Source organism: Pseudorhodoferax aquiterrae, from assembly GCF_014652235.1.
GTDB lineage: Bacteria > Pseudomonadota > Gammaproteobacteria > Burkholderiales > Burkholderiaceae_C > Pseudorhodoferax > Pseudorhodoferax aquiterrae.
In genome coordinates, this window is record NZ_BMYK01000020.1 from 47,841 (window position 1) to 73,567 (window position 25,727).

Here is a 25,727-nt window from a genome sequence, read left to right on the forward strand (position 1 = left end):
CAAAGTTCCGCGCGCTCATGCCGCGAAACCCAGCACCACGCGGCGCGCCATGGCGCCCTTCTTCTCGATCTTGGTCACCACCACGGCGCCGATCTCGGCCGTGTTGGCCACATGGGTGCCGCCGCAGGGCTGCAGGTCGATCAGGTCCTCGGCGCCGATGCGGATGGTGCGCACGGCGCCCGTGCCGCGCGGCGGCGAGACCGACATGCTCTTGACCAGGGCCGGGTTGGCGTCGAGCTCGGCCTCGGCGATCTCGCCCACGGTGACGGGCAGCGCGGCGCCCACCAGGCGCGCGATGCCGGCGCTGAGCGCTTCCTTGTCCAGCGGCTGGTCGGTGTGGAAGTCCAGCCGCGCCGCATCGGCCGTGATCGAGCAGCCGTTCACGGGTTGGGCCACGAGGTGGCACAGCAAGTGCGTGGTGGTGTGGAACCGCATGAGCCGGTGGCGGCGCTCCCAGTCGATCTCGGCCGTCACGGCCGCGCCCACCGTGCAGCGGGCCAGCAACCCGTCCTGGCCGGGCGCGGGCACATGGCAGATCGCGGCCGTGGGCCGGCCTTCGGCGTCCTTGCCCTTGCGCGTGTCGGCGATGGCCAGGCGCTGGCCATCGGCCAGCAGCAGCCAGCCGGTGTCGCCGGCCTGGCCGCCGCCCAGCGGGTAGAACACCGTGCGGTCGAGCACGATGCCATCGGGGCCGACGGCGGTGATGGTGGCGCCGGTCTGGCGCAGGCGGGCGTCCTGGCGGAAGAGATCCTGGGTCATCGTGCAAGAAGGCAGTGGTGCGGGCAGGGGCGCCATTGTCGGCGGCCCGGCGCATGGGCGCTGCTATGCTGGCCGAACACCCAGAACCAGGAGGAGACATGTCCCATCCACAACGCCGTGCGCTGCTGCTGGGCCTGGCAGGCGCCGCGCTCGCACCCGTGGTGCGCGCCCAGGCCTGGCCCGCCAAGCCCATCAAGCTCATCGTCGGCTTTCCGCCCGGCGGCGGCATCGACTTCGCGGCGCGCACCGTGCAGGTGCCGCTGCAGGAGCTGCTGGGCCAGCAGATGGTGGTCGAGTACAAGCCCGGCGCCGGCGGCCTGCTGGCGGCCACCGAACTGACACGCGCCGCGCCCGACGGCTACACGCTGCTGCTGGCCAACACCGGCCCGTTCGCGATCGCGCCCTACCTGCAACCCAAGATGCCCTACGACCCGCTGCGCAGCTTCAGCTACGTGGGCCAGATCAGCCAGGGCAGCTACATCGCGGTCACGCGGCCGGACCACCCGGCGCGCGACCTCAAGGAGTTCGTGGCCTGGGCGCGTGCCAACCCCGGCCAGGTCAACTTCGCCTCGGCCGGCAAGGGCTCGTCCACCCACCTGAACGGCGAGCTGCTGAACCAGGTCACGGGCCTGGACCTCGTGCACGTGCCCTACAAGGGCAGTGCGCCGGCCGTACAGGACCTGATCGGCGGCCAGACCCAGCTGCTGATCGACGCGGGCACCGTGCTGCTGCCCCAGGTCAAGGGCGGCAAGCTCAAGGCCCTGGCCGTGACGGGTTCCAAGCGCGATCCGCAGCTGCCCGATGTCGCCACCGTGGCCGAGCAGGGGCTGGCCGGCGTGCAGTCCATCGGCTTTCAGGGCCTGGTCGGCCCGGCCGGCCTGCCGCGCGAGGTGATCGACAAGCTGGCCGCCGGCCTGGCCAGGGTGCTGGCCATGCCGGAGGTGCAGGCCAAGTTCGCGGCCGCCGGCGCCGAGGTGCACTCCCAGGGCCCCGAGGCCTTCGCCGCGTTCGTCAGGGCCGACAACGAGAAGTGGGCCAAGCTCATCCGCGACCGCAAGATCCAGCTGGACTGAGCCCATGGAACACGCCCCGGACAGCCACGAAGGCCGTTGCAGCTGCGGCTTCGTGCGCTTGCGCATGGCCTCGGCGCCGATGATCGTGCACGCCTGCCATTGCACCTGGTGCCAGCGCGAGAGTGGCGGGCCCTTCGTCGTCAATGCCGTGGTCGAGGCCGCGCGCGTCACGCTGCTGCAAGGCGAGGTCCACCTGGTCGTGACGCCCTCGGCGAGTGGCAGGAACCAGAAGATCGCGCGCTGCCCGCGTTGCGAGGTGGCGCTGTGGAGCCACTACCCGAACGCCGGCGAGCGCATCTGCTTCGTGCGCGTGGGCACGCTGGACGCGCCCGCGCGGCTGCCGCCCGACGTGCACATCTTCACGTCCACGCGCCAGACCTGGCTGCCGCTGCCCGAGGGCGCATTGGCCGTGCCGGAGTTCTACGATCCGGCCAAGGTCTGGTCGGCCGAGGCCCGCGCACGCTGGGCCGCGGCGCGGGCCTGAGCCTCAGTCGACCGCGATCCCGCGCGCGCGGATCAGCGGCGTCAGCACGGCTGTCTCGTCGGCGATGGTCCTGGCGAAGCTCGCGCCGTCCTGCGCAATGGCCTCCACGCCGAGTTCGGCGAAGCGCTGGCGCACCTCGGGCAGCTGCAAGGTCTTGGCCACTTCGGCGGCCATGCGTTGGACGATGGCCGGGGGCGTGCGGGCCGGCGCGAACAGGCCGAACCAGTTGCCGAGCTCCACACCGGGGACGCCGGCCTCGGTCAGCGTGGGCACGTCGGGGAAGAACGGCGAGCGCCGCGTGCCGCTCACGGCCAGCAGCCGGGCGCGCCCCTCGCGGATGTGCTGCAGGCCCGCCGCCGGATCGAAGAAGTAGTCGATCTGGCCGGCCAGGACGTCCTGCAGCGCCGGCGCGGCGCCCTTGTAGGGCACGTGGACCACGTCGATGCCGGCCTGCTGCTTGAACAGTTCGCCGACCAGGTGCATCTGCGTGCCGGGCCCGCCCGAGCCGTAGCTGAGCTTGCCCGGCGCGGCCTTGGCCAGGGCGACGAGCTGCGTGCTGCTGTTGGCCGGCAGGCTCTTGCGGGCCACGAGGTAGAGCTGGGCGTAGCCCAGGCTGCCGACGGGCTGCAGATCCCGCGCAGGGTTCAGCGCGGGCTTGAACAGCGAGGGATTGGCGGTCTGCACCGAGATCGGCGCGACCATGAAGGTATGGCCATCGGCCGCGGCGCGGATGGTCTCGCTGGCCGCGATGTTGCCGCTCGCGCCGGGCCGGTTGTCCACGACGATGGGCTGGCCCAGCGCCTTCTGCAGCGGCAGGCCGACCACGCGGGCCATGATGTCGGTGGTGCCGCCGGCCGGAAAGCCGACGACGAAGCGGATCGGCCTGGCGGGCCAGGCGTCCTGGGCCTGGCCGCTGCCGGCGGCCAGCAGGCCGGCGGCGGCCGTGGCGCGCAGCAGCGTGCGGCGGGTGAAGAGTGGGGAGCGGTGGGCGTTCATGGCGTGTCTCCGTCGTTGCAGGATGGGGGTCAGCGGGCCGGCCAGGCCGGCATCGCGGCGGCACGGACCAGGCGTGTCTCCTGCGCCGTGATCAGGTGCTCGGAGGCAGCCAGGTAGGCCGGGAAGTCCGGGTGCGCGTCGCGGGCCTGGCTGCGGCGTTCGTAGTCCGCCAGGCTCTCGTAGGCCCACAGGTGCACGAACTGGTTCTGCGGGCCGACCTGGCTCAGGTAGAAGCCGACCGGGTGCTCCAGCGTCTGCAGCAGCACCGGCATGGCCAGGCGGTTGAACACCTCGAGGAACTCGCCCATGCGGCGCAGGCGGATGGTGTAGACGCGGTGGTCCACGAGCGGCCTATGCGGCATGGCGCTGCTCCTGCGGCATGGTGGCCCGGGTTGGCAGGTCGCCCGCGATGTGGCGCGCCGTGAGCCAGCCGAAGGTCATGGCCGGGCCCAGCGTGATGCCGGCGCCGGGGTAGTTGCCGCCCATGATGCTGGCGCGGTCGTTGCCCACGGCATACAGGCCCGCGATGGCACTGCCGTCGGCGCGCAGCACTTCGCCGACCACGCTGGTGCGCAGCCCGTCGAAGGTGCCGAGGTCGCCCATGAGGACCTTGACCGCGTAGAAGGGCCCGCGCGCGATCGGTGCCACGCAGGGGTTGGGCTGCTGCTGCGGGTCGGCCAGGTAGCGGTTGAAGGCGTTGGTGCCGCGGCCGAATTGCGGGTCCTGGCCCTGCGTGGCGCCCTGGTTGTAGGCCGCCACGGTGGCCTGCAGGCCGGCGCCGTCGATGCCGGCGGCCCGGGCCAGCTCCGCCAGCGTGCGGCCCTTGAACAGATAGCCGTGGCGGACGAGGCCGCCCAGCGGCATGGGCGCGGGCTTGGCATAGCCCAGGCCGTACTTGGAGATGGCGGTCTGGTCGCAGACCAGCCACATGGCCGTCTCGCGTTCGCCCGCGCAGGCCTCGATCAGCGCCGCGCCCACGTCGTGGTAGGAGTCGGCTTCGTTCGTGAAGCGCCGCCCATTGCGCAGCACGCCGATCACGCCGGGCTTGTAGCGGTCCAGCAGGTGCGGGAACACGCCGCTGCGCCCGCCCGGCAGCGGCACGCGCGAGACCGGCATCCAGGCCGCGGCGCCGGTGCCGTCGAAGCGCATGTCCACCTGGCCGCCGGCGCGCTCGGCCAGGGCCAGGCCATCGCCGGTGTTCTCGGCCGGCACGGGCGAGAGGTGCTCGCCGCCGCGCGCCAGGTGCGGGTAGCGCTGGGCGGTGCGCGCGCGGTCGTGCGCATAGCCGCCGCAGGCCAGCACCACGCCGCGCCGCGCGCTGATGCGCAGCTCGCCCTGCGGCGTGCTCACGCGCGCGCCGACGGTGCGGCCTTCGGCCTGCAGCAGCTCGCGCAGCTCGGTGCCGGTGTGGATCGGAATGCCGAGGTCGAAGCAGCTCTTGGCCAGCCGCGCGGCGAGCGCGTTGCCGCTCGTGACCTGCACGCCGCGCCGCCAGCGCAGCAGGTCGACGAAGTGCGCCGCCAGCCGCCGGGCCACGTACAGCGCCGACACCAGGGACTTGCTGGCACGGAAGAAGTGCTTGAGGTCGGCGTTGGAAGAATTGAACATCATGCCCATGAAGGTAATGGTCTCCAGCGGTGGGCGCAGGCGCGCGAGATCGGGGCCGAGCTGGCTGGCGTCGAAGGGCGCGGCCAGGATGGAGCGCCCGACCTGCGCGCCGCCCGGCGCGTCGGGGTGGTAGTCCGGGTACAGCGTGGGCACGAAGCGCACGCAGGTTTCGCGCTCGAACCAGTCGACCATGGCGCTGCCGTGCTCGAGGAAGGCCTCGGCCGCGTCCGCGTCGAAGAAGCGGCCGGCCTGGTCGCGCAAGTAGGTGCGCATGGCGGCGCGCGTGTCGCCGGCCGGCGCGTGGCGGCTGCCCGGAATCCAGAGCACGCCGCCCGAGAACGCGGTGGTGCCGCCGAAGACCGGGGCCTTCTCGACGACGACCACATCCAGGCCGAGCTTGCGGGCCGTGATGGCGGTGGACAGGCCGCCGGCGCCCGAGCCGACGACCAGCAGGTCGCAGAGCAGGTCCTGTGGGACGGAAGCGGAAGGGGGCATGCTGAGGTCTCCTTTGGGATGTGCGAAGCCACCGCATGCCTGGGCATGCGGAAGGAAGGGCGGAACGGGAAGAGGGGAGGGGCGCGTTCAGGCGGCGCGCGCCGCCTCGTCGTTGAAGCCGGGGCGCGGCACCATGTCCATCAGCATGCAGGCCAGGCCACCGTCGACCACGAGTTCGGCGCCGTTGACGTAAGCCGCGCGGTCGCTGGCCAGGAACAGCACGGGCTCGGCGATGTCCTGGGGCTCGCCGATGCGGCGGCTCGCGGTGGCGGCGGCGCGGCGCGCCTCGAAGCCGGGCTCGGCATAGAACCGGGCCGACAGCGCCGTGCGGACCATGCCGGGGCAGACCACGTTGCTGCGCACGCCCTGCGGCCCCCATTCGGCCGCGAGCTGGCGCGACAGCAGGCGCACGCCGGCCTTGCTGGCGCTGTAGGCGCCGCTGGCCGTCTGCGGATGGAGTGCGGAGACCGAGGCCACGTGCACGATGCTGCCGCGGCCGGCCTCGCGCATGTCCTGACCGAAGGCGCGCGCACACAGCAGATAGCCGGTCAGGTTGACGGCCAGCACGGCGTTCCATTCGGCGAGGGAGACGGCGGCCAGCGCACCCGGACGCAGCAGGCCGGCGTTGTTGACGAGCGCTGTGGCCGGGCCGAGCTGGCGGCGCACCTGCTGTGCGGCCGCCTGCACGGCGGCTTCGTCGGCGATGTCGCATTCGACGGCCAGCACGCGCGCGCCCTGTTCGGCCAGCGCGCCGGCCACGCGGCGCGCGCCCGCGATGTCGCGGTCCAGCAGCGCGACCTGGGCCCCCGCGGCCGCGAAGCCCTGCGCGATGGCCGCGCCGATGCCGCTGCCTGCACCGCTGACCACGCACACGCGGCCTGCGAGGCCCAGCCATGCAGGGGAGGACGATTCGTTCGTGGGAGCATGGAAAGGCTTGTGCGTCATCGGTGCTGTCTCCGTCTTGGTACGGGCTCTAGCATCGCGCTGCAGGCCATTCGCTTCAATCGACAAAGCCGGCCATGAACCGGACAATCCGTGCATCAGGAGGAAACGCGCCATGCGCACTGAACCGGGCACCGTGCGCAGCTTCGCGCTGTACGGCAGCAGCGACCAGCAGCCGGCCTGGGCCGAGCTCGTGCACCTGGAGACCATTCCGGAACGCTCCAGCCTGTTCGATTGGGAGATCGACCTGCATTTCCACGAGGCCCTCGTGCAGCTGCTCTACCTCACGCAGGGCGGCGAGGGCGAGGCCGTCATCGACGGCGTGCGCTGGGTGTTGCGCCCGCCCTGCCTGATCGTGGTGCCGGCGCGCGCGGTGCATGGCTTCAGCTTCCATCCTGCGACCGACGGGCCCGTCATCACGGCCGCGCAGAAGCCGCTGGAGTCGCTGGCCGCGTTGACGGCGCCGCAGCTGCTGGAACACCTGCGCCGGCCGGTGGTGCTGGACGTGCCGCCGGACAGCCGCCATGCCCAGGTGCTGGCGCCGCTGTTCGAAGCCATCGGCCGGGAGCAGCAACTGCTGGCCGACGGCGGCATGCGCGCCGGCATGGCCTTGCTGGCGGCGCTGTTCGTGCAGGTGGCGCGTGTGGCGGCCTCGGCCAGCGGGGCCGTGCACAGCACGCGTTCGCGCAAGGCGGCGCAGATCGAGCGCTTCCGCGCGCTGCTGGATGCGCGCTTTCGCGAGCGCCTGACCGTGCAGGCCTACGCGCAGGCGCTGGGCATCACGCTGGGCCAGCTCACGCGGCTCACGCGCGAGCTGCTCGGAGCGTCGGCGCAGGCCGTGGTCAATGCGCGCGTGGTGCACGAAGCCGAGCGCGAACTCGTGTACTCCTCGCTGTCGGTCAAGCAGATCGCGGCCGAACTGGGTTTCCAGGACGAGGCCTACTTCGGCCGCTTCTTCAAGAAGCACACGGGGCGGCGGCCGACCGAGTTCCGCACCCAGGCGCGGGCCCGGCTGGCGGCGCAGTGAGGCCTGCTACTCGACCTTGGCGCCCGAGGCCTTGACGATCGCGCCCGCGTTCTCCCAGTCCGCGCGCAGCAGCTGCTGGAAAGCGTCGGGCGCCATGGTGGCGGACTCCACGCCGAGCCGCGCCAGCCGCTCCTGCACGGCCGGATCGGCGAGCGTCTTCTGCAAGGCCGCGTTGAGCCTGTCGCGCTCGGCGCGCGGCAGCGCGGCCGGTGCCAGCAGGCCGATCCACGAATCGAAGCTGTAGCCGGGCAGGCCGCTCTCGGCTGCGGTGGGCAACTCCGGCAGGAAGCGCGAGCGCTGCTTGCCCGTGTAGGCGATGAACTTCACGCGCGGGTCGTCCTTGTAGCCCATCACACCGATCAGCGAGGAGGTCACGGCCTGCACGCGCCCGGCCAGCACCTCGTTGACGGCATCGCCCGTGGACTTCATCGGGATGTGCTGCATGTCCAGCCCGGCCATGGCCACGAACGAGGCCATGCCCAGATGCGTGGCGCTGCCGTTGCCGGCCGAGGCGTAGTTGGTGGCACCGGGCCTGGCCTTGACGGCGGCGATGAACTCGCGCGTGTTGCCGGCCCCCAGCGCCGCGTTGGCGACGATGGCATAGCCCGAGTTGCCGATGTAGCCCACGCCGACGAAGTCCTTGAGCGGGTCGTAGTCGAGCTTCTTGTAGAGATGGCCGACGATGTGGTGGCTGGCCGCGGCCAGCACCAGCGTGTTGCCGTCGGGCGCGGACTTGGCCACGTAGGACGAGCCCACGCTGCCGCCCGCGCCGGCCCGGTTCTCCACGATCACGCTGGCCCCCAGGGCCTGGCCGAGTTCGTTGTTGATCGCGCGCGCGATGGTGTCCTGCACCGCGCCGGTGCCGAAGGGCACGACGATGCGCACGACGCGCTGGGCCTGGGCCGGCAGCGCGGCGGACAGCAGGGCGGCCGTCAGCAGCGGCAGCAGGCGCGGGAGGGTGTGGCGGAACATGGGGCGACTCCTGGGGTGGGGAAACGGCAGGTTTTGCAAGAACGGCGCCAGCCTGCAAAGTCAGGCCAGCCAGCGTTCGGCCAGCCGCACGAAGTAGCTCGCGCCGATCGGGATGATCTCGTCGTTGAAGTCGAACGAGGTGTTGTGGATGATGCACGGCCCCGGTCCGTGGCCGGCCATGCGGTGGTCGCCGTCGCCGTTGCCCAGGAAGGCATAGCAGCCGGGCCGTTCCATGAGCATGTGGGCGAAGTCCTCTGCGCCCAGCACCCCGGGCAGGTTCTCGTCGACCAGGGCGTCGCCGACGATCTCGCGCATGACCTCGGCCGCGAAGCGCGCTTCGGCCGGGTGGTTCACGACCGGCGGCGAGGCGCGCCGGAACATCACCTGGGCCTCGCACTCGTGTGCCTGCGCGATGTGGGTGGCCAGGTGGCGCAGGCGCGCCTCGATCTTGTCCAGCGCATCGACCGAGAAGGTCCGCACCGTGCCGCCGACCCAGGCTTCGTCGGGGATGACGTTGGGCGCGTCCGACCCCTGGATCTGCGTGACGGCGAGCAGCGCGCGTTCGGTGCTCGGAATGGTGCGCGCGACCAGGCTGCGCAGCGCCTGGGCGATCTCGAGCACGGCGCCGACCGGGTCCAGGCCCGTGTGGGGCATGGAGGCGTGCGTGCCGCGGCCGCGCACGGTGATGCGCCAGGTGTTGCTGGACGCCATCAGCGCGCCATGGTTCAGCGCGAAGTTGCCGACCTGGCCGAGATTGAAGTTGTGCAGCGCGAACACCGCGTCGCACGGAAAGCGCTCGAACAGGCCTTCGTCGATCATCTTGCGTGCACCGGCCTTGCCCATCTCCTCGGCCGGCTGGAAGATGAAATGCACGGTGCCGGCGAAGTCGCGCCGCTGCGCGAGCTGCCAGGCCGCGGCCAGCAGCATGGCGGTGTGGCCGTCGTGGCCGCAGGCGTGCATGCGGCCGTCGTGGCGCGAGCGGTGGTCGAAGCCGTTGACCTCCTGCAGCGGCAGCGCGTCCATGTCGGCACGCAGGCCGATGGTCCGCCCGTTGTCGGGCCGCGCGCCGCGTAGCACGCCGACCAGGCCCGTGCCCGCGATGCCGCGGTGCACGGCGATGCCCCATTCGGTCAGCAGGTCGGCCACCAGCGTGCTGGTGCGGTGTTCCTCGAAGCCGAGCTCGGGGTGGGCATGGATGTCACGCCGCAGGGCGCGGAAGCGGCTGGTGTCGGCGAAGGCGTCGAGGATGGGCATGGGATTCAGAACTCCAGGTTGTCGATCAGGCGCGTATGGCCCAGCTTGGCCGCGGCCAGCACCACGCGGGCCTCGTCGCCCTGCGGCGCAAGCAGGTCGCTGCGTCGCCGCACGGCCACGTAGTCGGGTTGCCACCCTTGCGCCTGCAGCGCCTGCATGGCGGCCTGCTCGGCGGCTGTGCTGCGGCCCGGGTCGGCACGCACGGCCTCGACGACGGCCAGCAACTGGCGGCGCAGCATCAGTGCTTCGCCACGTTCGCTGGCGCTGAGGTAGCCGTTGCGGGACGACAGGGCCAGGCCATCGTCGGCGCGCACGGTCTCGCCGCCATGCACCTCGATCGGCATGGCGAAGTCGCGCACCATGCCTTCGATCACGCGCAGTTGCTGGTAGTCCTTCTTGCCGAACAGGGCCAGTCCGGGCTGGACGATCTGGAACAGCTTCATGACCACCGTGCACACGCCGGTGAAGAAGCCGGGCCGGAAGTGGCCTTCGAGGATGTCGCCCAGCGCCGCCGGCGGCGCCACCTTGTAGGCCTGCGGCGCGGGATACATCTCGGCCTCGTCGGGGGCGAAGACGAAGTCGCAGCCGGCGCCGGCCAGCAGTTCGCTGTCGCGCGGCAGGGTGCGGGGATAGCGGTCGAAGTCCTCGTGCGGGGCGAACTGCAGCCGGTTCACGAAGATGCTGGCCACCACGGGGCGGCCGCTGGCCCTGGCCTGGCGCACCAGGGCCAGGTGGCCTTCGTGCAGGTTGCCCATGGTGGGCACGAAGGCGGGGCGGGGGCCGGTGCCCAATGCCTCGCGCAGTTCGGCGATGCGGTGGATCACATGCATGCGTCGTGTCTCCTTCTCGGACGGTCAAAGGCCGCAAGTGTGCCGGATGGGGCCTCAGCGGCGCGGCAGCGGCAGCGCCGTCTTGTAGCGGACCTGCTTGAGCGCGAAGCTCGAGCGGATCTTCTCGATGCCGGGGATGGGGGTGAGCTGCTCCAGGATGAAGCGCTCCAGCGCCGCGATGTCGGCCACGGCCACGCGGATCAGGTAGTCGCTGTCGCCGGTCATGAGGTAGCACTCCATGACCTCTTCGTGCAACGCGATGCGGTGCTCGAAATCGGCCAGCGCCTCCTTGCTCTGGCGCGTCAGGCTGATGGAGATGAACACGTTCAGGCCCAGGCCCAGCAGCGCCGGGTCGGCCAGCGCCACATAGCCGGTGATGATGCCGGCGGCCTGCAGCGCCTTCACGCGTGCCAGGCAAGGCGATGGCGACAGGTGCACGCGCCGCGCGAGCTCCACGTTGGACAGGGCGCCGTCGCGCTGCAATTCGTCCAGGATGCGCAGGTCCGTGGCATCCAGATTCATTTTGTGCCTCCGTTCTCGGGTTCGACGGCATTCTGTGCTGCGTCGGCGCGTTGCGCCATGCATCTTGGCAACATCTTCGGCGCATTTGCGCCTAGAGTGCGGCCATTCCTCGACTCGCTTCTTCCGTCCGCCATGAACGCACCCCACTCGCTGGCCCAGCTGCTGCAGACGCCCGCAGCAGGCGACATCGATCCGCAGGAAACGCAGGAATGGCGCGACGCCTTCTCCGCGCTGCTGGCCTCGGGCGGGCCGGAGCGGGCCCGCTTCATGCTCGATGAGCTCGCCCGGATGGCCCGTGCCCGGCGCATCGGCTGGAAACCCGAGCTGGCCACGCCCTACGCCAACACCATCGCCGTGGAACAGCAGCCCCGCTTTCCGGGCGACCTGGCGATCGAGGAGCGGCTGGCCTCGCTGATGCGCTGGAACGCGCTGGCCATGGTGGTGCGCGCCAACCAGGCCTATGGCGAGCTGGGTGGCCACATCGCGAGCTATGCCAGTGCGGCGGACCTGTTCGAGGTCGGCTTCAACCACTTCTTTCACGCGAGGGACGCGCGCCACCGCGGCGACCTCGTGTTCTTCCAGCCCCACAGCGCGCCGGGTGTCTACGCGCGCGCCTTCCTCGAAGGCCGGCTCAACGAGGCCGACCTCATGCACTACCGCCAGGAGATCGTGGCGCCCGAGGCCGGCGCGCGCGGGCTGTCGAGCTACCCGCACCCCTGGCTGATGCCGGACTTCTGGCAGTTCCCGACCGGCTCCATGGGCATCGGGCCGATCAGCTCGATCTACCACGCGCGCTTCATGCGCTACCTCACGCACCGCAATTTGCTCGATTGCACAGGCCGCAAGGTCTGGGGCGTGTTCGGCGACGGCGAGATGGACGAGCCCGAGTCCATGAGTGCGCTGACGCTGGCCGCGCGCGAGAAGCTGGACAACCTGGTCTGGGTCGTCAACTGCAATCTGCAGCGCCTGGACGGCCCGGTGCGCGGCAATGGCCGCATCATCGACGAGCTCGAGCAGCTGTTCGCCGGCGCCGGCTGGAACGTCGTCAAGCTGGTCTGGGGCAGCGACTGGGACGGCCTGTTCGCGCGCGACCAGCAGGGTGCGCTGCTGCGTGCCTTCGCCCACACCGTGGACGGCCAGATGCAGACCTTCGCGGCCAAGGACGGGCGCTACAACCGCGAGCACTTCTTTGGCCAGGACGAGGCGCTGCAGCGCCTGGCCCAGGGCATGACGGACGAGCAGATCGACCGCCTGCGTCGCGGCGGCCACGACCTCGTGAAGATCCATGCGGCCTATGCCGCCGCTGCTGCGCACCGTGGCCAGCCCACCGTGGTGCTGGCCCACACCAAGAAGGGCTATGGCATGGGCACGGCGGGGCAGGGCCGCATGACCACGCACTCACAGAAGAAGCTGGACGAGACCGACCTGATCGCGTTCCGCAACCGCTTCGACCTGCCTTTGAGCGACGAGCAGGCCACCTCGCTGGCCTTCCACAAGCCGGCCGAGGACAGCCCCGAGATGGTCTACCTGCGCGAGCGCCGGGCGGCGCTGGGCGGCTTCCTGCCGCGGCGCGAGACGGCGTGCGATGCGCCGCCGGTGCCGCCGCTGGCCAGCTACGCGCAGTTCGCGCTGGCGGCCGAAGGCAAGGAGATGAGCACGACCATGGCCTTCGTGCGCCTCCTGGGCCAGTTGCTCAAGGACCCGCAGCTGGGCCCGCGCATCGTGCCCATCGTGGCCGACGAGGCCCGCACCTTCGGCATGGCCAACCTGTTCAAGCAGGTCGGCATCTACAGCAGCGTGGGCCAGCGCTACGCGCCCGAGGACATCGGCTCGGTGCTGTCCTACCGCGAGGCGCTGGACGGGCAGATCCTCGAGGAAGGCATCAGCGAGGCCGGTGCCATCGCCAGCTGGACCGCCGCGGCGACCAGTTACAGCGTGCACGGCCTGGCCATGCTGCCGTTCTACATCTACTACTCGATGTTCGGCTTCCAGCGCGTGGGCGATGCGATCTGGGCCGCGGCCGACCAGCGCGCACGCGGCTTCTTGCTCGGCGCGACCTCGGGCCGCACCACGCTGGGCGGCGAGGGCCTGCAGCACCAGGACGGCAGCAGCCACCTGGTGGCCGCGACCATCCCCAACTGCAAGGCCTACGACCCGGCCTTCGCAGGCGAGATGGCCGTGATCGTCGATGCCGGCATGCGCGAGATGCTGCTCGAGCAGCAGGACGTCTTCTATTACGTGACGCTCATGAACGAGAACTACGCCCAGCCCAGCCTGCCCGAGGGCGCGGCACAGGGCGTGGTGCGCGGCGGCTACCGTTTCGGCGTGTACGGTCCGCAGGATGGCAAGCGCGTGACCTTGATGGGCTCGGGCGCGATCCTGACCGAGGTGATCAAGGCGGCCGAACAACTGGCGTCGGACGGCATCGGCAGCGAAGTGCTGAGCATCACGAGCTGGAGCGAGCTCGCGCGCCCGGCCGGCCAGGCGACGCTGGCACAACTGGTGGCCGGCCAGGGTCCCATCGTCGCCGCCAGCGACTATGTGCGTGCCGTGCCGGAGTGCCTGCGTGCGGGCGTGCCTGCATCGCGCAGCTATACGACGCTGGGCACGGACGGCTTCGGCCGCAGCGACACGCGGGCCGCGCTGCGCCGCTTCTTCGGCGTCGACGCAGCGGCCATCGCCAAGGCGGCGCGGGCTGCTCTGCAGGCATAAAAAAACCCCGCCGAGGCGGGGTTTCGAGAGCAGGGCTGAAGAATCAGGCCTTGTTCTTTTGCTGGCGGCGACGGATGCCGGCCAGGCCCAACAGGCCAGCGCCCAGCAGAGCGATGGAGGCCGGCTCGGGCACTTCCGCGGGCGTTGCGACCAGACCGAACTGGAACGTCACGGGGGTGGTCGCATTTTCGGGCGTCGAGACGCCGAAGCAGGTGTCAGGGGCGCCAGCGTACACGCACTGTTCCGGGGATGCCGCCAGGAGCAGCTGCGGATCCTTGATGCCGAAGGCGAAGGTGTAGTCGTAGCCGTCGTAGCTGAAGGCTTCGCCCAGCGAGCCGTCGATCACGAAGATGTCGCTGCAGGGGTTGACTTCGGGACCGCTCGGGCAGCCGACGTTGGTGTTCGGCACTTCCTTGAAGTTGACGAAGTAGGTCGCTTCGAAGTACTTGTTGAGGGAGGCCGAGAACAGCTCCAGGGTTGCCTGGATCTGGACCGTCTGCAGCGTGACGCTGTTGGAGCCCAGGTTGCTGTTGTTGTAGTGGATGTAGGTGTTGGCATCGACCAAGGCACCGTTGGTCTGCACATTCCCGTTGGTTTCGGCGGGGTTGATCTGCAGGCCGCTGCGGGTGCCAGCGCCCAGGCTGCCACCGATGCGGCCCCAGGTCAGCAGGGTGTCGCTGGTCGTGTAGTTGGTGTTCGGGTTCGGCGTGGCGGGATTGGCGCCGCCGGTGCCGGAGCCGGCCCAGGTCGCGCTGTCGGTGACGAACGCGCTCTTCACCGTGTAGGTCCAGTCGGTGATCAGCACGCCTGCCGAAGCAGAGGAGGCCGCGAAAGCGGTGGCGGCAGCGAGGCCGAGGTGGGCAAGTTTGAAGCGGGTCAGGTTCATGACGGTTCCTTCAGGCGATGAGTTGGTGGGAAGCGGCCCAACGAGGTTGGTGTGAGATATTCAGCAACTAGCATGCCTTCCGCCAATTTTTGAGAGAAAACAAATGCTTATGCGACTTTTTGGTGTGCTTTCAGCAAGGCGGTGTCAAGATTTTCGACGTGTCGCGAGTTTCTTGTGAGAGCCCGTGCGGTCCCGTCCCCGAAGGTCATGCCGCGCGGCGGCGCCGGCGCAGGAGCTGCGTCTCCCACACGCTGACCACCAGCACCACGGCCGTGGTCAGCCACCCCATGAGCAGCATGTTGCCGGCCAGGCCGATGGGCACGAGCGCCAGCAGCATGGCGGCGCCGGCGATGTGCGAGACAGCCACGCCGCCATACACCACCGACTTGTAGACCGCGCTGCCCAGCAGGTAGATCGCCGGCCCAAGCAGCAAAACGGCGACCTGCGCTGCGCTCGGCAGGGCATGCGGATGGGCCAGCACCAGGTCGTTGCCGACGGCTGTGGCGATGATGCCGGCCACCAGGATCGCGTGGACATAGTGGAAGTAGGCCCCGATCCGGCCGGGGTCGGCGGAGCGCACGATGGCTTCGCTGGCGTCCTTGCTCGAGGTGCCGAAGTACAGCCACCACATGGCCAGCGTGCCGAGGAAGGTGGCCACCAGCGCCTGCAGCACCTCGGAGGACCAGTGCTCCACATCGGACAGGGTCGCGCCCGTCGCCAGCAGGGTTTCGCCCAGCGCGACGATCACGAACAGCTGGCAGCGCTCCGCCAGGTGGCCGCCTTCGATGGTCCAGTCCCTGGTGTTCGAGCGGCCCATGCCCGGCACGGCGAAGCCCACCATCGGCGCGCCGTATTCGCACACCACGGCGATGGACCAGAGCGCGGCGCGCGTCCCGTGCTCGGCCAGCGCGCCGGCGATCCAGAACGCTGCCGAGACCAGCAGCCAGACCAGCATGCGCCGGTAGTTCGCAGCCAGCGCGTGGCCGGACGGCAGCTGGAAGGCGATGAAGGCGGTACGACCGACCTGGATGGCCACATAGGACAGCGCGAAGACCATCCCTCGTTCACCGAAGGCCTGCGGGATGCTCGAGGCCATCACCAGGCCCAGCAGCATGTTGGCGAAGATCAGGCCGCGGATCTGCGGCGTCTCGGGATCGAACCAGTTGGTCACCCAGCAGGTGTACTGCCATCCCAACCACACCGCGAACCAGAGGATCAGCACCTCGACGACCCCGCCGACCGTCAGATGGTGCAGCAACTGGTGGCTGAGTTGCGTGACCGCAAAGACGTAGACCAGGTCGAAGAAGAGCTCCTCGAAGGTCACGCGGGCATGGTGTCCGTCGCGATGGCGCAACAGCGGGTGGTGTCTGGCGCCGGGGTGGCTCGGTGTCGCATGGGAAGAGTGCATGTCGCCGTCCTTGTCGTGTGTTGGTATGGAACCGGTGGGTGCGCACCGGAAGGCGTGTATTCAGTCTAGTGCGATTGTTGCTCCGGCATCGCGTTTGTCGACAGTTCGGCGCCGTCGAAGGCGGAGGGCTCACGCAGCGGTGTGCGTCAGCGGCCACCATGCAGGCAGCAGCGCCCGCACGGCGCGGCGCGTGAAGCGCGCATCGATGAGCACGATCACGCCCCGGTCCTCGCGCGACCGGATCACGCGGCCCGCCGCCTGCACCACCTTGCGCAGTCCGGGGTACAGGTAGGCGTAGTCGTAGCCCGCGCCGAAGGCCTCCTGCATGCGCCGACGCATCTCCTCGTTGACGGGGTTGACCTGCGGCAGGCCCAGCGTCGCGACGAAGGCACCGATCAGCCGGTCGCCCGGCAGATCGATGCCCTCGCCGAAGCTGCCGCCCAGCACCGCGAAGCCGATGCCGGCACCTCCGGGCGCGAAGCGGCCGAGGAAGGCCTGGCGCTCGGCCTCGTCCATGCGCCGGGTCTGGCGCCAGTGCGGGATGGCCGGGTGCGCCTGCGCGAAGGCATTGGCCACCAGGTCCAGGTAGTCGTAGCTGCTGAAGAACGCCAGGTAGTTGCCGGGCTGTGCCAGGTACTGCTGCGCCATCAGCGCCGCGATGGGCGCGGCCGACGCCTGCCGGTCGGCAAAGCGGGTGGAAATGCCGTCGGCCACGCGCACGCGCAACTGCTCGGCGGCATAGGGCGATGCGATGTCGACGAAGGGCGCGTCGCCCGGCAGTCCCAGCGTGTTGCGGTAGAAGTCGGGCGGCGCCAGCGTCGCCGAGAACAGCGTGCTGCTCCAGGCGGCAGCCAGCCGAGGTGCCAGGAACTCGGCCGGGATCAGGTTGCGGATGTGCAGTTCGGCATCGTTGCGCCCCGTGCCTCTCCCGGCCGGCAGGCGCGCCACGTCGACCATGGAATGCGGGCCGAAGCTCTGCACCAGCCGCAGCAGCTGCAGAGCCTCGAACCAGAACGACTGCAGCGCGCCGTCGAGCGGATGCGACGCGCCCGGCGCGGCATTGGCTAAATAGTCGCCCAGCGCGGTGGCGGCGTTCTGCAGTGCGGTGGCCCAGGCGGCCGGTGGCGCCTCGCGCGTGCTGTACGGGCGCTCGTCCTCGGCCAGCAGCGCGCGCCATTGCCGGTCCAGCCGTTCGAGCGGGCGCCGCAACGCAGCGGGCGCCTCGCGCGCCAGCGCACGCACGGTGCCGCGTTGCATGCCGGCCGAATACATCGCGCGGCCGCGGTCGACCAGGTTGTGCGCCTCGTCCACCAGAACGCCCACGCGCCATTCGTTCTGCAAGGCCAGCGCGTACAGCATCGCGCTGCCATCGAACCAGTAGTTGTAGTCGCCGACCACCACGTCGGCCCAACGCGCCAGCTCCTGGCCCAGGTAGTAGGGGCAGACCTGGTGCGCCAGCGCCACCTCGCGCAGCGTCGCCCGGGCCAGCGGCCCTGCGGCCACGGCCGCACTGCGGGCTGCCGGCAGCCGGTCGTAGAAGCCACGCGCCAGCGGGCAGGACTCGCCGTGGCAGGCCTTGTCGGGGTGCTCGCAGCTCTTCTCGCGCGCCGTCAGTTCCAGCACGCGCAACGGCTGGCCGGGCGGCGCGATGCGCGCCAGGGCATCCAGCGCCAGCTGACGGCCCGGGGTCTTGGCGGCCAGGTAGAACAGCTTGTCGATGCGCTTGCCCGGACAGGCCTTGAGCAGCGGGAACAGCGTGCCCACGGTCTTGCCGATGCCCGTGGGCGCCTGCGCCAGCAGGGGGCGGCCGCGCGCAGCGGCGCGGTACACGGCCTCGGCCAGCTCGCGCTGGCCGGGGCGGAACGCCGGGTGCGGAAACGCCAACGCGGCCAGGGCCGCATCGCGCGCGGCGCGGTGGGCCTGTTCCTGTGCTGCCCAGGCCAGGAAGCGTTGGCACTGCTGCGCGAAAAAGCCCTGCAGCGCAGCCGCTTCGTGCCGCTCTTCGAACACCGTCTCGCGCTGGCTCGCGATGTCGAAGTACACCAGCGCCAAGGTCAGCGCGGGCAGGCCGCGTTCGGCGCACAGCAGGGCGCCGTAGATCTTCAGCTGGGCCCAGTGCAAGGCACGTTGCGCAGCCGGCTGGCGCGCCAGGTCGCCGCGGTGGGTCTTGATCTCTTCGAGCCGTTGCCGGGCGGCGTCGAACCCATCGGCGCGGCCGCGCACCTGCAGCGCACCGTGAGCGCCCTGCAGCCGAACCTCGGCTTCGTAGTCCGCTGCGCGCCGTCCGGTCACCAGCGCATGGCCCGCAATGCCTTCCAATGCGGTGGGCGCCGGCGTGAAGCGCAGGTCGAGATCGCCGGCCTTGGCCGTGAACTCGCACAGCGCCCGCACAGCCACCGTGTACGGTGCCGGCGCCGCGGGCGCGCTGCTCAAGGGCAGTTCAGCACCGTGCCCTGTTGGGTGCACAGTCGACCCTGCGGATGGACCAGCTGGCCGCCTGCGCGGTTCAGCCGCTGGCCCTGGCTGTCCCAGCAGCCGCCCGCGTCGCAGCGCGCCGCCTGCGGTGGCTGCGGCGGCGCTGGCGCCGCGGTGGTGGGCGCCGCGGTGGTGGGCGCCGCGGGCGGCGTCGGCAGGGCGGGCACCGCTGCGGGTGGCGGGACGACCACGGGGCGTTCGGCGCGCGAGGGCGGTGGGGCATCGGCCTCGGCGCGGAAACAGGCGCGTGCAGCGCGCTGGCGTGCCGCACGCAACAGCACGATGTCGGGCTTGGGCTCGGCCATGATGGCGTCGAGCCGCTCGCGTGCGGCCAGGCAGGCCGGCGACTTCAGCGCATCGTCCAGCGGCATCGCGCCCGCGCCCAGCGCCAGTCCGGCGAGCACGACAGCAGCGAGCGTCCGGTCCCGGCGCGTCATTGCGTGCCCTCCCTGGGATAGCGCCGCGCACCGAGCAGGTACAGCGCGGCGCCCAGCAGCAGCGTGCCGGCCGCCACCATCAGCGCCAGCGTGAAACCGCGTGCCGGCGAGCCCGACCAGCCGATCAGCAGCGCCACCAGCGGCGGTCCCAGCACCTGGCCGATGCCGTACAGCGCCGTCAACAGCCCCATCGTGCTGGCCGCGCTGGCGGGGCGCAGGCGGCGCACCTCCTGCATCGCGAAGTAGGTGATGGCCGTGAACGGCAGGCCCAGCAACAGGCTGCCCAGCACGAAACCCGGCAGGGTGGGGCTGACCAGGCTCATGGCCACGCCCACGGCCTGCACGCCGTGGCACAGCGCCAGCATGCGCCGCAAGTCGCCGCTCAGAGCCACACGCGTGGTGGCCATGGCGCCGAGGATCACGCCGACGCCGAAGATCGGCCAGAACAGGTCCAGCCAGACCGAGGCCGGCAGCGCCGCGCGGGCGATCACGGGCAGGAAGGTGGCGGTGATGATGTAGCCGAAGCCGGCGCAGCCGTAGCCTGCGGCCAGCAGCGCCATCTCGCCGCGCGAGGCCGTGCGTTGCGCGGCGGGCGCACCGGCTGCCGCGGCCACCGGCGGTGCCGGCAGTTCCCCATGGCGCAGCACCGGCCGCACGGCCAACGCCAGCGCGGCGGCCAGGGCGCCGAATACCAGCCAGCCCAGCCGTGCGCTGCCGTCGCCGGCCACCACGGCGCCAGCGATCAGCCCGCTCAGCACGATGCCCGTGCCCGGCCCGACATAGATCATGCCGCCCAATGCGCCGCGACCGCGCCGCGCCAGCTGCGCCAGGCACCAGCCCGAGATGTAGACGAACACGAGGGCACTGGCGACGCCGGCCGCGAAGCGCAGCGCCGGCCACAGCGCGGGCCACGGCAGGGCCATGGCCAGCGTTAGCAGCACGGTGGCGACGAGCCCTGCCTGCACCATGCGCGCGGGATCGGGCGGCGGCGGGTTGCCGAGCCGGCGCCAAAGCCACGGCTGCAGCGTGCACAGCACGGCGCCGAGCAGGTAGCCCAGGTAGTTGGCGCTGGCCAGCCAGCTCGCACCGTCCAGATCGATCACGCCGTCGTGCAACATCATGGGCATCAGCGGCGTGAAGGCGAAGCGGCCGATGCCCATGGCGGTGGCCAGGCCGACGGCACCGGCCGCGGCGATGGCCCATGGGCCGTACGCAGCCGGGGCCGCGGCGTCGGAGGGAATCGAGGACATAGGGCAATAGGGCAGGGGCGGCCGGCATGTTAGCGCCCGGCCCCCGGCGGCGCCGGCCTGGGGGCTTGGGCGCGGAACACCCTCTAAGATCCCGCCATGAGCCTACCCTCGCGATTCTGGTCCGACCTCGGCACGCGCGACTTCGCGCGGCTGGACCCCGCAGCGACCGTGGCCGTGCTGCCCGTGGCCGCCACCGAGCAGCACGGCCCGCACCTGCCCGTGCGCGTGGACACGGCGCTGGTCGACGGCGTCATCGCAGCCGCGCTGCCGCACCTGCCCGAGACGCTGCCCGTGCTGTTCCTGCCCACGCAGGCCATCGGCCGCAGCAGCGAGCACCAGCGCTTTCCGGGCACGCTGTCGCTGTCGGCCGAGACCACGATCCGGCTGTGGACCGAGATCGGCGAGTCCGTCGCGCGCGCCGGCCTGCGCAAGCTGCTGCTGTTCAACAGCCACGGCGGCCAGGTGTCCATCATGGACATCGTGGCGCGCGACCTGCGCACGCGCTGCGAGCTGTTGTGCTACCACGCCAGCTGGTACACGCTGCCGCTGGGCCCCGACGTGGAGGGCCTGTTCGGCGCCGAGGAGCACCGCTTCGGCATCCACGGCGGCGACATCGAGACCTCGATGATGCTGGCGCTGGACCCAGCGCGCGTGGACATGGCGCAGGCGCGCCATTTCCGCTCCACGTCGCAAGACCGCGCCGCGGCCTACCCCATTCTGGGCAACGGCAAGACCGCCAAGCTCGGCTGGCAGATGCAGGACTACAACGCCGAGGGCGCAGCGGGCGATGCCGCCAACGCCACGGCCGAGAAGGGCCGCGCGCTCGTGGAGGCTGCCGGCCGCCAACTCGCGGCGCTGCTCGGCGAACTGTCCCGCCTGCCGCTCACCACGCTGGTCGACGCGCCGCGGCTGTCCGACTGAGTGGCCGACCCGAAGGCGCCGCTCGCGCTGGCGCTCGACCGCGCAGCGCCCACCGCGCTGACCGAGCAGATCGCCGCTGGCCTGCGCAGCGCGATCGAACAGGGTCGGCTGGCTCCGGGCGCACGGCTGCCGTCGTGGCGCGACCTGGCCTCCCAACTGGGCGTGGCGCGCGGCACGGTGCGTGCGGCCTACGAGACGCTGATCGATGCCGGCCTGGTCCAGGCGATGGGCGCGGCCGGCACGCGCGTGGCGCGGCGCGTGCCCGTGCGGCCGCAGGGCGACCTACCGGCCACGGCTGCGCCGGGCCCGCTGCCCGGGCTCGTGCGCGGCAATGGCGTGTTCCAGATGGGCGTGCCGGCGCAGGACGGCATCCCGGTCAAGCTCTGGTCGCGCCTGTTCGTGCGCGCCGCGCGCACGGCCGCCGGTGCCGCGCCAAGCTACCCCGATCCGCGCGGCGAGCCCGCATTGCGCACGCAGATCGCCGCCATGCTCGCCGTGGCGCGTGGCCTGGCCTGCAGCCCCGCCCAGGTCTACGTGACGGGCGGGCACGCCGCCTCCGTCGCGCTTGCCGTGCATGCCTTGGGCCTGGCGGGCCAGGCCTGGACCGAGGAGCCCGGCTACCCGCTCACGCGCAAGCTGCTGGCCACGCTCGGCCTGGCCACCGTGGCCGTTCCGGTGGACGCGCAGGGCCTGGACGTGGCGGCCGGCCAGGCGCTGGCGCCGCAGGCGGCGCTGGCCGTGGTCACGCCGGGTCAGCAGGCGCCGCTGGGCGTGGCGCTGGCCCCGGCGCGGCGCAGCGCGCTGCTTGACTGGGCCGCACGCCAGCAGGCCTGGGTGCTCGAAGACGACTACCTCGGCGAACTGCAGCTGCAAGGCCGGACCGCGCCCGCGCTCGGTGCCGGTGACGCCGCGGCGCGCGTGCTGCACGTGGGCACCTTCAGCAAGACCATCAGCCCGGCGCTGCGCCTGGGTTTCCTGGTGGTGCCGGCGGACCAGGTCGCCTGTTTCGACGCCGCCGCCGCCCTGCACGGCAGCGCGCCGACGCCGCTCGTGCAGCAGGCCGTGGCCGAACTGCTGCGCGGTGGCCACCACCTGCGCCACCTGCGGCGCATGAAGCGCCTGTACCTGCAGCGGCGCGATGCTCTGCTGGCCTGCCTGCGCGCGGCCGGCATCACCCACCGCGCGGCCGGGCTGGCCGTGCTGCTCCGGCTGCCGCCCGGGCGCGCCGACGTGGCGCTCGTGCGCGCGGCCCAGGCCCTGGGCCTGTCGCCCGCGCCGCTGTCGCCCTGGTACGCGCGGCCCGGCCCCGAGCACAACGGCCTGCTGCTGGGCGTGACCAATCTGCGCGCGGAAGAGGCTGCGGCGCACTGGGCCCGGCTGCAGACGCTGATCGACGCCGACCTCTAACATCGGCCCATGCCCATCCTGCGCACATCCCCCGCCTCGCCCTTCGGCCGCAAGGTCCGCATCGCCGCCGCCGTCGCCGGCCTGAGCGACCGCATCCGTATCGAGGCCGCCGACACCAACGACGCCAACGATGCGCTGCGCCAGCAGAACCCGCTCGGCAAGATCCCCACGCTGCTGCTGGACGACGGCGAACCGCTGTACGACTCGCGCGTGATCGTGGAATACCTCAACGAGGCCGCCGCCACGCCCGTGCTGGTGCCGCCCGGGCCGGGCCGCCTGGCCGTGCTGCGCCACCAGGCGCTGGCCGACGGCCTGCTCGACGCCTGCATCCTGCAGGTCTACGAGGGCCGCTACCGCCCACCCGAGTTGCGCGGCGAGCAATGGCTCGCGCACCAGCGCGGCAAGATGGAGCGCGCGCTGGCCCACCTGGCCACGCACCACGCCGTGCCCGGCACGGGCGTGCCGCACATCGGCGAGATCGCCCAGGCCTGCGCGCTGGGCTACCTGGACCTGCGCTTCGCGGGCGCCTGGCGCACCGAACACCCGGCACTCGTGGCCTGGCTGCAGGACTTCGCGGCCCGCGTGCCGGCCTACGCGCTGACCGCGCCGACGGCCTGAGCCGCCTGCGGCACCATGCGCAGCCCCACGCCGATGCGGTTGAAGGCGTTCATGAGGCTCACGGCCAGCGTGAGTTCTCCGATCTCGCGTTCGCCGAACACGGCGGCCACGGCTGCATAGTCGGCGTCGGGCGCCTGGGTCTGCGCCACCGCCGTGAGGCTCTCGGCCCATTGCAGCGCGGCACGCTCGCGCGTGTCGAACAAGGGCAGTGCCTCGCGCCAGACCGGCACCAGCAGCAGCTTGTCCAGGGCCATGCCCAGCGCGAGCAGGTCGCGCGAATGCAGGTCGATGCAGTAGGCGCAGCCGTTGATCTGCGACACGCGCAGATAGACCAGGTCCACCAGCAGCTTGGGCAGGCTGCACTGCGCGAGGTAGGCGCTGGTGGCGTACAGACCCTTGGCGGCGTTCGGCGCCGCCTCGTTGAGCAGGAGTCGTTGCGTCATCGTTCTTCAGTGCTGGAGTTCGAGGGGAGCGGGCTGCGGCGCTGCCAGCCGCGCAACCTGGCGCAGTGCGTCGTCCCAGGCCGCGGCCAGCGCGTCGGGCCCGCGCACCGTGGCCTGCAGCACGAAGAAGTGCAGGTCGTGCAGGCCCATGGTGTTGAGCACGGCGCGCAGATAGGGCGTCAGGAAATCCGGCTGGCGCGCGCGCTCGCCCAGGAACATCCCGCCCGAGGCAACCGCGATGTAAACCGGCCGGTTGCGCAGCAGCCCGCGCTTGTGGCCCTCGGGCGTGGGCGCAAACGTGCGGTGGATGCGCAGCACATGGTCGATCCAGGACTTGAGCACCGAGGGCACGGTGAAGTTGTGCATGGGCGTGCCGAGCACGATGGCGTCGGCCTGCTCCAGCTCGGCGATCAAGGCATCCGAGCGCGCCAGCGCACCGGCTGCGGCACCCACCGGCGGCCTGCCGGCCAGCGCATCGGCGTAGGCGCCGTCCACATGCGGCAGCGGCTCGGCGGCCAGGTCGCGCAGTTGCACCTGCGTGGCCGGATGCAACACGCAGAGCCGCTCGACGATGGCTTGCGCCAGCCGCGCGCTGTGCGAGCCCTGCGCGCGCGGGCTGCAGCTGATGTGCAGGAGCTTCATGCGGCCACCTCCGCCGGCACTGCGCAGCTGAAGCGCGTGGCCTTGTTGGCCAGGCCCTGGGCCGCGTAGAAGCGCTGCGCAGCGGTGTTGGCGATGGCGGTGTCCAGCACGACATGGGCGCAGCCGGCCTGTGCGGCCAGAGCGCGTGTGGCCGCGATCAGCCGCGCGCCCCAGCCCTGGCCGCGCACCTCCTCGCTGCTGACGAGGTCGTCGATGTACAGGAAGCGGCCGTAGACCAGGTTCTCCTGCAGCCGGTAGCCGGCCAGTGCCAGCACGCGCTCGCCGTGCCAGGCCGCCAGCACGCGGTAGCTGTGCTGGCGCATGCGCTGCACGCGCTCCAGGAAATCGTCGATGCCAGCCAGCTGCGGGCGCAGCTGCCGGGCCACGGGCCAGCAGGCGCGCAGCGCGGCGGCGTCATCGGCGTGGCGCAGGGCCGTGCCGGGCGGCAGGGGGGTGTCTGTTGCGGTGTCCATGTTCGTTCCTTGGGGATGGAGGAACTGTAGGAACGCGGCGGTGTGGCCACCAGACCCAAGAATGGGCGATCGCAGTGGACCATGATCGCCGCGCCGGCTGCACGCCGGCGTGCTCAGCGCACGGTGTCCCGCGCCATCTGCGCGATGCGCTCTGCGAACTGGCGGGCCAGCAGCGACGGCCGCTCGGGCCGCGTGATCGCGTACAACCGCACGGCGCGCCGGGGCAGCAGCGGCCGCACCTCCAGGTCGTCCGCCACCGCGCGCACCGACAGCTGGTCCACGACGGCGATGCCGGCGCCGGCGCGCACCAACGCGGCGGCCACGAAGGTCTGGCCCACCTCGATGCCGATGCGGCGCGTGGCACCGGCCTCGGCGAAGGCGCTCTCGGTCTCGAAGCCGATCGGCAAGGTGGAGCTGAACGAAATCAGCGGCACGCCGTGCAGGTCCTTGGCCGACACCGACTTGCGCGCCGCCAGCGCATGGCCGCGCGGCAGCAGGCACACCAGGCGCGAGCGTCCGATCTCGGTGGCCACCACCTCGCTTTGGCGCGGCACGTCCCAGGCGTAGCCGATGTCGGCACTGCGCGTGCGCACCAGCTCCACCACCTCGTAGTTCAGCGCCGTCTGGATCGACACGCGCGCGTCGGGCGCGAGCGCGCTGGTCTGGCCCAGCACCGTGGCGACCAGGGTGGAGGCCACGGACGGATTGCAGGCCACGGACAGGCGGCCGCCGCGCAGGTTGCGCAGGTCGCCGGAGGTGCGCTCGACCGCCTCGATCTCGCGGTACACGCGCTCGATGTCGCGCTGCAGCGTCAAGGCCTCCGGCGTCGGCGACATGCGGCCGCCGCGCCGCTCGAACAACAGCATGCCGATGCGGCCTTCGGCGTTCTTCAGCGTGCGGCTCAGCGCCGGCTGCGACACCGCCAGCAGGCGCGCGGCGCCGGTGACCGAGCCCTCCTGCAGCACCGCGCGGATGACTTCGATGTGTCTGAGCGTGAGGCTCATGGGTAAACCCTCGGGTATGCAGTCCGTCTATGGACCAGCGAAGCATCGGTATTGGACAGGATGGCCGGCGCCTTTCCACAATCCGCCGC

The 25,727-nt window shown here is 71.5% G+C and carries 25 protein-coding genes; 7 read left to right on the forward strand and 18 right to left on the reverse strand.

Annotation, left to right across the window (positions count from 1 at the left end; translation table 11 throughout):
- Positions 1 to 15 precede the first annotated feature (15 nt).
- A complete protein-coding gene (locus IE209_RS23990) occupies positions 16 to 759 on the reverse strand; it encodes an alanyl-tRNA editing protein (protein WP_189689406.1) in 744 nt (247 codons plus the stop codon).
- 98 nt (positions 760 to 857) lie between these two features.
- Here IE209_RS23990 and IE209_RS23995 point away from each other — a divergent pair, with 98 nt between their 5' ends.
- Together IE209_RS23995 and IE209_RS24000 are read left to right on the forward strand one after the other, a co-directional pair.
- The gene (locus tag IE209_RS23995; protein WP_189689407.1) at positions 858 to 1,832 is read left to right on the forward strand and encodes a Bug family tripartite tricarboxylate transporter substrate binding protein; all 975 of its coding nucleotides are present in this window, start codon (positions 858 to 860) and stop codon (positions 1,830 to 1,832) included.
- Between the two features lie 4 nt (positions 1,833 to 1,836).
- Positions 1,837 to 2,316 (forward strand): GFA family protein, encoded by a 480-nt coding sequence (locus IE209_RS24000; protein WP_189689408.1) that lies wholly within the window; start codon positions 1,837 to 1,839, stop codon positions 2,314 to 2,316.
- 3 nt (positions 2,317 to 2,319) lie between these two features.
- Here IE209_RS24000 and IE209_RS24005 read toward each other — a convergent pair whose 3' ends face one another.
- From IE209_RS24005 to IE209_RS24020, 4 genes are all read right to left on the reverse strand, one after another.
- Entirely contained in the window at positions 2,320 to 3,312 is a 993-nt protein-coding gene (locus IE209_RS24005) for a Bug family tripartite tricarboxylate transporter substrate binding protein (protein ID WP_189689409.1), read from the reverse strand.
- A gap of 29 nt (positions 3,313 to 3,341) precedes the next feature.
- Entirely contained in the window at positions 3,342 to 3,674 is a 333-nt protein-coding gene (locus IE209_RS24010; RefSeq protein ID WP_189689410.1) for an NIPSNAP family protein, read from the reverse strand.
- Positions 3,664 to 5,415, reverse strand: a complete 1,752-nt coding sequence (locus IE209_RS24015; protein ID WP_189689411.1) for an FAD-dependent oxidoreductase — start codon at positions 5,413 to 5,415, stop codon at positions 3,664 to 3,666. Before IE209_RS24015 ends, IE209_RS24010 begins: the two co-directional genes overlap by 11 nt.
- An 87-nt stretch (positions 5,416 to 5,502) precedes the next feature.
- Positions 5,503 to 6,360, reverse strand: coding sequence for an SDR family NAD(P)-dependent oxidoreductase (locus IE209_RS24020; protein ID WP_189689412.1), 858 nt, complete (start codon positions 6,358 to 6,360; stop codon positions 5,503 to 5,505).
- A 112-nt stretch (positions 6,361 to 6,472) separates the two neighbouring features.
- On the opposite strand from IE209_RS24020, the gene IE209_RS24025 reads away from it, so the two are divergent.
- On the forward strand, positions 6,473 to 7,384 hold the full coding sequence (locus IE209_RS24025) for a helix-turn-helix domain-containing protein (RefSeq protein WP_189689413.1): 912 nt from the start codon (positions 6,473 to 6,475) through the stop codon (positions 7,382 to 7,384).
- Between the two features lie 6 nt (positions 7,385 to 7,390).
- Here IE209_RS24025 and IE209_RS24030 read toward each other — a convergent pair whose 3' ends face one another.
- Genes IE209_RS24030 through IE209_RS24045 form a run of 4 tightly spaced genes read right to left on the reverse strand, consistent with a single transcriptional unit; the run spans position 7,391 to position 10,962 of the window.
- Positions 7,391 to 8,356: a tripartite tricarboxylate transporter substrate binding protein gene (locus IE209_RS24030; RefSeq protein WP_189689414.1), complete on the reverse strand. Its 966-nt coding sequence runs from the start codon at positions 8,354 to 8,356 to the stop codon at positions 7,391 to 7,393.
- Between the two features lie 60 nt (positions 8,357 to 8,416).
- Complete coding sequence (locus IE209_RS24035) at positions 8,417 to 9,610, reverse strand: M20 aminoacylase family protein (protein ID WP_189689415.1); 1,194 nt, start codon at positions 9,608 to 9,610, stop codon at positions 8,417 to 8,419.
- 5 nt (positions 9,611 to 9,615) lie between these two features.
- Positions 9,616 to 10,440, reverse strand: coding sequence for a pantoate--beta-alanine ligase (panC, locus tag IE209_RS24040; RefSeq protein ID WP_189689416.1), 825 nt, complete (start codon positions 10,438 to 10,440; stop codon positions 9,616 to 9,618).
- Positions 10,441 to 10,494: 54 nt separating this feature from the next.
- Entirely contained in the window at positions 10,495 to 10,962 is a 468-nt protein-coding gene (locus IE209_RS24045) for an Lrp/AsnC family transcriptional regulator (protein ID WP_189689417.1), read from the reverse strand.
- Positions 10,963 to 11,094: 132 nt separating this feature from the next.
- Between IE209_RS24045 and mdeB the strand changes: the two genes are divergently transcribed.
- On the forward strand, positions 11,095 to 13,674 hold the full coding sequence (mdeB, locus tag IE209_RS24050) for an alpha-ketoglutarate dehydrogenase (protein WP_189689418.1): 2,580 nt from the start codon (positions 11,095 to 11,097) through the stop codon (positions 13,672 to 13,674).
- Between the two features lie 43 nt (positions 13,675 to 13,717).
- On the opposite strand, the gene IE209_RS24055 is transcribed toward mdeB, so the two are convergent.
- The 5 genes from IE209_RS24055 to IE209_RS24075 all read right to left on the reverse strand — a co-directional run bounded on the left by IE209_RS24055 (position 13,718) and on the right by IE209_RS24075 (position 20,130).
- Entirely contained in the window at positions 13,718 to 14,560 is an 843-nt protein-coding gene (locus IE209_RS24055; RefSeq protein ID WP_189689419.1) for a THxN family PEP-CTERM protein, read from the reverse strand.
- Positions 14,561 to 14,765: 205 nt separating this feature from the next.
- The gene (locus IE209_RS24060; RefSeq protein ID WP_189689420.1) at positions 14,766 to 15,968 is read right to left on the reverse strand and encodes a low temperature requirement protein A; all 1,203 of its coding nucleotides are present in this window, start codon (positions 15,966 to 15,968) and stop codon (positions 14,766 to 14,768) included.
- Between the two features lie 129 nt (positions 15,969 to 16,097).
- Positions 16,098 to 18,401 carry an ATP-dependent DNA helicase gene (locus IE209_RS24065; protein ID WP_189689421.1) on the reverse strand — a complete coding sequence of 768 codons (2,304 nt, stop codon included), beginning with the start codon at positions 18,399 to 18,401 and terminating at the stop codon, positions 16,098 to 16,100.
- Positions 18,398 to 18,880 (reverse strand): hypothetical protein, encoded by a 483-nt coding sequence (locus tag IE209_RS24070; protein WP_189689422.1) that lies wholly within the window; start codon positions 18,878 to 18,880, stop codon positions 18,398 to 18,400. The genes IE209_RS24065 and IE209_RS24070 overlap by 4 nt, the downstream gene beginning before the upstream one ends.
- The gene (locus IE209_RS24075) at positions 18,877 to 20,130 is read right to left on the reverse strand and encodes a YbfB/YjiJ family MFS transporter (RefSeq protein ID WP_189689423.1); all 1,254 of its coding nucleotides are present in this window, start codon (positions 20,128 to 20,130) and stop codon (positions 18,877 to 18,879) included. The genes IE209_RS24070 and IE209_RS24075 overlap by 4 nt, the downstream gene beginning before the upstream one ends.
- A 96-nt stretch (positions 20,131 to 20,226) precedes the next feature.
- On the opposite strand from IE209_RS24075, the gene IE209_RS24080 reads away from it, so the two are divergent.
- Genes IE209_RS24080 through IE209_RS24090 form a run of 3 tightly spaced genes read left to right on the forward strand, consistent with a single transcriptional unit; the run spans position 20,227 to position 23,076 of the window.
- Complete coding sequence (locus IE209_RS24080; RefSeq protein ID WP_189689424.1) at positions 20,227 to 21,051, forward strand: creatininase family protein; 825 nt, start codon at positions 20,227 to 20,229, stop codon at positions 21,049 to 21,051.
- Positions 21,052 to 22,458 carry a MocR-like pyridoxine biosynthesis transcription factor PdxR gene (gene pdxR, locus IE209_RS24085; RefSeq protein WP_189689425.1) on the forward strand — a complete coding sequence of 469 codons (1,407 nt, stop codon included), beginning with the start codon at positions 21,052 to 21,054 and terminating at the stop codon, positions 22,456 to 22,458. It begins immediately after the preceding gene.
- A 9-nt stretch (positions 22,459 to 22,467) separates the two neighbouring features.
- Positions 22,468 to 23,076 (forward strand): glutathione S-transferase, encoded by a 609-nt coding sequence (locus IE209_RS24090; RefSeq protein WP_189689426.1) that lies wholly within the window; start codon positions 22,468 to 22,470, stop codon positions 23,074 to 23,076.
- On the opposite strand, the gene IE209_RS24095 is transcribed toward IE209_RS24090, so the two are convergent.
- The 4 genes from IE209_RS24095 to IE209_RS24110 form a co-directional block, all read right to left on the reverse strand.
- A complete protein-coding gene (locus tag IE209_RS24095; protein ID WP_189689427.1) occupies positions 23,049 to 23,519 on the reverse strand; it encodes a carboxymuconolactone decarboxylase family protein in 471 nt (156 codons plus the stop codon). The genes IE209_RS24090 and IE209_RS24095 overlap by 28 nt on opposite strands.
- A gap of 6 nt (positions 23,520 to 23,525) precedes the next feature.
- Positions 23,526 to 24,161, reverse strand: coding sequence for an FMN-dependent NADH-azoreductase (locus IE209_RS24100; RefSeq protein ID WP_189689428.1), 636 nt, complete (start codon positions 24,159 to 24,161; stop codon positions 23,526 to 23,528).
- Positions 24,158 to 24,634 carry a GNAT family N-acetyltransferase gene (locus IE209_RS24105; protein ID WP_189689429.1) on the reverse strand — a complete coding sequence of 159 codons (477 nt, stop codon included), beginning with the start codon at positions 24,632 to 24,634 and terminating at the stop codon, positions 24,158 to 24,160. Before IE209_RS24105 ends, IE209_RS24100 begins: the two co-directional genes overlap by 4 nt.
- 113 nt (positions 24,635 to 24,747) lie before the next feature.
- Positions 24,748 to 25,638, reverse strand: coding sequence for a LysR substrate-binding domain-containing protein (locus IE209_RS24110; protein ID WP_189689430.1), 891 nt, complete (start codon positions 25,636 to 25,638; stop codon positions 24,748 to 24,750).
- Positions 25,639 to 25,727 lie beyond the last annotated feature (89 nt).